This is a genomic window from Sulfitobacter sp. HI0129 (genome assembly GCF_001635395.1).
Taxonomy (GTDB): domain Bacteria; phylum Pseudomonadota; class Alphaproteobacteria; order Rhodobacterales; family Rhodobacteraceae; genus Sulfitobacter.
Map to the genome: position 1 here is coordinate 1 of NZ_LWGH01000617.1, position 5095 is coordinate 5095.

At 66.3% G+C, this 5095-nt stretch carries 5 protein-coding genes; 2 read left to right on the forward strand and 3 right to left on the reverse strand.

The window, feature by feature from the left end:
• Positions 1 to 786, reverse strand: a 786-nt coding sequence (locus A3764_RS16135; RefSeq protein ID WP_201722447.1) for a hypothetical protein, incomplete at its 3' end; no start/stop codon positions are given.
• A gap of 246 nt (positions 787 to 1032) precedes the next feature.
• On the opposite strand from A3764_RS16135, the gene A3764_RS16140 reads away from it, so the two are divergent.
• A complete protein-coding gene (locus tag A3764_RS16140) occupies positions 1033 to 1293 on the forward strand; it encodes a spike base protein, RCAP_Rcc01079 family (RefSeq protein WP_067927498.1) in 261 nt (86 codons plus the stop codon).
• Between the two features lie 107 nt (positions 1294 to 1400).
• Positions 1401 to 3032 (forward strand): hypothetical protein, encoded by a 1632-nt coding sequence (locus A3764_RS16145; protein ID WP_067927501.1) that lies wholly within the window; start codon positions 1401 to 1403, stop codon positions 3030 to 3032.
• Here the strand turns inward: A3764_RS16145 and A3764_RS16150 are convergent.
• Together A3764_RS16150 and A3764_RS25250 are read right to left on the reverse strand one after the other, a co-directional pair.
• Positions 2999 to 4834: a glycosyltransferase gene (locus A3764_RS16150; RefSeq protein ID WP_067927505.1), complete on the reverse strand. Its 1836-nt coding sequence runs from the start codon at positions 4832 to 4834 to the stop codon at positions 2999 to 3001. The genes A3764_RS16145 and A3764_RS16150 overlap by 34 nt on opposite strands.
• Positions 4834 to 5095 (reverse strand): hypothetical protein (locus A3764_RS25250; protein ID WP_161487502.1); only part of this gene is annotated, 262 nt, incomplete at its 5' end. The genes A3764_RS16150 and A3764_RS25250, both read right to left, overlap by 1 nt.

Genomic DNA, 5095 nt, shown 5'->3' on the forward strand with positions numbered 1-5095 from the left:
GTAGGCCTTGCGGCGATAGGCGCTGCGGGCCTGTTCGAATACCGACCGGTGCACCCGGGTAAGGCCGCTTTGCGCATAGGCGGACCGGGGTTTGAGGACCAGCATGCGGCGGTAGCAGGCCGCCGCGGGGAGCAGTTCGGCGGCCACCTCGGCAAGCATCGCGGCATCCCGCTGGGCGAGGAACAGCCGCCGGGCTATGGCCCGGACGTTCGCGCGGCGGGCGCGGGCAAGCACGCGGAGGGAGGGCGCCTCTGCCGGACTGTCCAGGATATCGGTGGCGAGGCGAAAGGCAGCCTCACCATCGGTGCGGCAGAGTTTTGCGAAGGCAGTGGGGAAGCTACCCTGCGGATCGGTTTCGGCAAGGCTGCGCGCTTCGAAAAGCCGGCCTTCGCCATGGTCTGCATCCAGCAGCAGAAGGTCCCGGGCGTGGCGCAGACACTCTGCCCATGCGCCTTCGCGGCTTGCGATCCGCGCGAGTTGCAGGTGGGGCTCAGGCTCATGTGGGCTTTGACGGGAAAGCTTCTGCCACGCGGCGCGGGCTTCTTGGGGGCGCTTCCAGCGCCATGCAATGCGGGCTGCGTGGCGCAGTGCCTGCGGATGATCGGGGTCGGTCATGAGGATTGCGCGGGCGAAACCATAGGCGCGCTCCATCTCGCCCGCCTTGTAGGCGGCGAGCATGGCGGGTAGGCGTTCGTCCTCGCTCCGCCTCGCCGCTCGACCGCCCGACGGTCTGGAGTTGTGAGTCGCTGCGCCGAAATCCGTCGAGAAGGTTTCAAAATTCTTCATTCCATCCCTCGTTGGCCCGGACCTGCGGGGTGACACCCGGAGCCCTTTATACAATTTTGATTATTATTGGCCGCTGCGGTTAACAGGCTGTTAAGCCTATCCGCGAATTGGAAGTTGTATAAAATTCAATTACTTGTAAGAAACGAAGAACAGGGGCGTTGCCTGCGGCGCGGATGAAGCGTGCGTTTGGTAAACCCGATCTGAACAGAAAACCTCCAATCCTTCGCTTTTCGCGAGGAGATTCGGATGAAACGACCTTTCCAGCATCACGGTGAAACGCTGAACGGCCCCCTGGCCCATGGGTTCGCCGTGATACCCGATGATGTGAACCCCCTGCCGGTCACCACGCGTGCCGTCCATCTGGGCGGCGGGGGCGACCTGAAAGTCACCTTCGTGTCGGGGGACGAGGTGACGTTGCAGAACCTTGCCTCCGGCTGGCATCCGCTTCGGCTGTCGAAGGTCTGGCAGACCGGCACGACCGCCGCCGCGATCGTCGGAGGCTGGTGATGATCGGCGTCGGCACGGCTTTGGCAGAGATCATCGTGCTGCGACCGCCCCAGTTGGTGCAGCCCCACCCCTTTACGCTCATCGTTCGAAACCTCGAAAGGTAACCCATGGCCCAGGATCCGATCCTTTCCGCTGCGCAGACCGATGCGCTGGCGCTCACCCAGTTTCTGACCGAACCGGCGGGGACAACCAACCGCAACTCCGTCGGGGTGGATATCGGCACCCTGTCGGACATCGCGGGAACGCTCGCCCCGGCGTTCGGCACCACCGCGGAAATGCTGGCGGATACGGTGCCGCGCCCGGTGGGCAGCCTTATCCATACCGCAAGCCCGCGTGCCTCTTACAAGGTGGTCGATGCGGCCCTGCCCGCCCATCTCACGACGGCGGGCGGAACTGGGCTGGTGCATCTTGAAGGTGCTTATGTCATCGCGATTGCCGGGCAGTCGAATGCCGCAGGGGTGCATGTGGATGGCCCCAACCCGGCAAGCCCGCTGGTGCGCAGCTGGGATGCCCCTGCCGGTGCCTGGGGCGGTTCGGACCGGACCGCCGCCCCCTGGACCCATTCAAATCCGGACGGCAACGGGGGGGCCAGCAACTACGCGCTGGCCCGGGCCCATGCCGTGGCCGCCACGACCGGCAGGCCCGTCTTCATCGTCTTCGACGCGCTGGGCGGCGCGCCGATTGCGGACTGGGTGGCGGAAGCGCCTGCGGATACGCGGTTTCAGGCGCTGGATGCCAAGATCACCGCCGCGCTGGCCGACCCGATGCTGCAACAGCACGGGGTGGGCGGCATCGACGAGATGATCTTTGCTCAGGGAGAGGCGGATTACCTGAGCGGGTTCGGCGCGCATCTGGACAGCCTCGTGACCCTGATGGCGAAGATACGCGGCCGGAGTTGGGCTGCCCCCGGTATGCCGTGCTTCATGATGTCACCGGCGGATGTGCATGACCGCTATCTGTGGCGGGCCGCCATGCGGCATTTCTGCGGGCGTATCGACACCGATTGCCGCTTTGTTGCGCTCAATGATCTGGAAACGGAATACAGCACCACGGGTCAGGGCGATGCCTCGCACTTCCTCGGCACCGGGGTCTGGCGGGCGGGGTACGATTACATCGCGCAGACCGCACGGGTGGAAAGCGGAACGGAGCTTTTCTGGGGGCGCGGGGTAGGCCCAGCCTCGCCCGCCGAGCCGACGGTTCTGGCGACCTTTTCGAGCCTTGTATCCGCAGACAGTTGGACAGCGACAGCCCCGCCCAATGGCCCGGCAGCCGCCGGGTCCATTTCATGGGGCAAGGCCTGTTTCGCGGATGGGAATTACACCTTCGCGCTGGGGTATGGATGCGTGACCGACAACCTGTCGAACTACGGCATCCTTGCGGGGCGGGACCTGTCATCGAACGGCGCGGCAGATTATTTCGCGGGGTTCGGTTTCCAGAACGACATGGCGGCGCGCTATACGCTCGCGGCGGGGCGCGGGCATGTGTTGATGGCGGAGGGGGGCACGGCGATCGGCCTCTTTTCGGAGTACACGGGGGCGGAGGCCGATGCCCCCCTGTTGCAGGTCGGTAATGGCAGTAGCAGCTCGAACCGGGGCAACGCCTTTTGCGTGCGTCAAAGCGGTACGGTGGAGACCAAGGGCATCCCGGTTCATGCGGACAATGCGGCGGCACTGATGGCGGGCCTGCCCGTCGGGAGCTGGTTTCATCAGGGAGACGGCATCCTGCGGGTGGTCATCTGAAAGCCATCGAGCACCGCACGGGTACGGGCAAGGCAGGTGTCCAGATCGAAAAGGGCGCGACAACGGCGGCGACCCGCTTCGCCCATCCGGGTGAGGCGCTGAGGATCGGCGAGCAGGGTGGCCAGAATGGCCGCAGTCTCGCCGATATCCAAGCGGTCGGCGCGGGGCAGCAGAAGGCCCGTTTCGCCGTGACCGACGATCTGAGCCGCATTGCCAGCGGGCGTGCACAGGACCGGCACCCCCGCCGCCTGCGCTTCGATCAGTGCGTTGGGGGAGCCTTCGAGGCGGGGCAGATGCATCAGCAGGGCGGACCGGGCAAGTGCTGCCGGAACATCGCGGCAGAGCCCGGGAAGGAAAATGCGGGTCGCGAGGCCGAGGTCGCGGACCCTTTGCAGATTGCGGGCGTGATCGCTGCCCTGCCCGAGCACCACGAACCTTACATCGTCCCGGTCACGAAGGAGGCGCGCGGCGACTTCGATCCAGTCCCGGGCGCGTTTGTTGCGGTCATGCCTGAAGATGCCCAGAACCGTGAGGTGGCAGGCGGGGCTGGCCCGGTGGATGCCGCGCCAATAGGAGGGCGCTTTGGGGGAGATGGAGGCAACCGGCGGTACCGCGTTGTGGATGACCGCGACCGCGTCCCGGCGCAGGCCCAGCCAGTCTTCGTAGGCGCGCGCACCCGGCGTGCTGTTGGCGGTCAGCCGCACCCGGTTCAGCCCTGCGAGAACGGGAAAGGCGCTTGCCATATGCGGGCGCAACAACTCGGGCCGCTGGACGGGTGGCATACCGCGGAAGGAGGCCACGATACGCGGCACCCCGGCCAGAAGCGCGCCAAGCGCGCCCGCCAGCACAGCACCATCCTGCCAGAGATAAACCGCGGCGGGGCGCGTGTGGCGGTAGTGCCCGGCGAGGCGCAGCGCGTCTGACTGCAGCGTTTGGGGGAGCAGATCGACCAGTTGTCTGACGCGCATCGGCAGGACGACAGTGGCGGGGAGTTCGCCCAGTCGGTAGATCGGCACCCCTGCCCGGATCAGGTCGGGCGCGAAGAAATCCGTCTCCCCCCCGGGGTCCGCGCGGCGCAGGATGACGTCTACCGGCCTGTCGCCGAACAACCCGCAGGCGATGCGGGTCATCTGCCGTTCCGCCCCGCCGGGGCCGAGCGTGCCGGAGAGAAAGCTGACCCGGGCTTTCGCCCAATCTGCGGGAAGCGGCGGGCAGAGGCGCGCCAAGGCACGGATTACATGCGGAACCGCATCGGCTTCGGGATCCGGCGTGAGGGTGGAGAGAAGGGCAGCCTTGCGCCCGAGATCCTGCAGGAAGGCAGGATCGAACTGGACCTGTTCGGCGGGAATGCCCCTGAGAACCCGCAAGGCGCTGACATAGCGGGCACGTGCATGGAGGTGATGGACATAGGCGTTCCGCAATTCCGGCGCGTCGGGGTTGCGGGAAAGACAACCTGTCACGATGCTGTCCAGTGCGGATTCGGCATGTAATTCGGCCAGCCCGTGAAGCATCATGAGTGCCGAAGCGGGGTTTTCAGTGGCATCGGGATAAAGGCGCGACAGCAGCGCCCGCCCTTCGGCCATGCGCCGGTCCCGCCGATACCAGCGCAGGGTCATCCGGCAGGCGGTGACATCCCGTGGATGACGTATCAGCGCCGCCCGCCAGATCCTGCGCATCGCTGTCGGGCGATGCTGACGCTCTGCCGCCAATGCACGCAGGACGGCGACCGGGGGCGCAGCGGTAGACACTTCACCCGGGAAGGTGGCCAGATGCTGGAACTGGGGGGTCCGGGGACCGATCACTAGGCGGTGTCCTCCACCATGCGGGCGGTTTCGAGCACCGCTGCGGCCATGGCGGCATCCTCCACCTCGATAAGGCGCCCGCCGTGGAGGGCGAAATGCCTGTCACACCATTTGCCCATCTGGGTCACGTTGCGCGTAATGAAGACCAGCCCCGCTTCCGCGAGGCGCCGTTCCAGCATCGCATCGGAGCGCGCGCGCTGCGGGCCTTCGCCAAAGCCGATGGTTTCATCCGCGATGTACCAGTCGCAGCGCTGGCTCAGG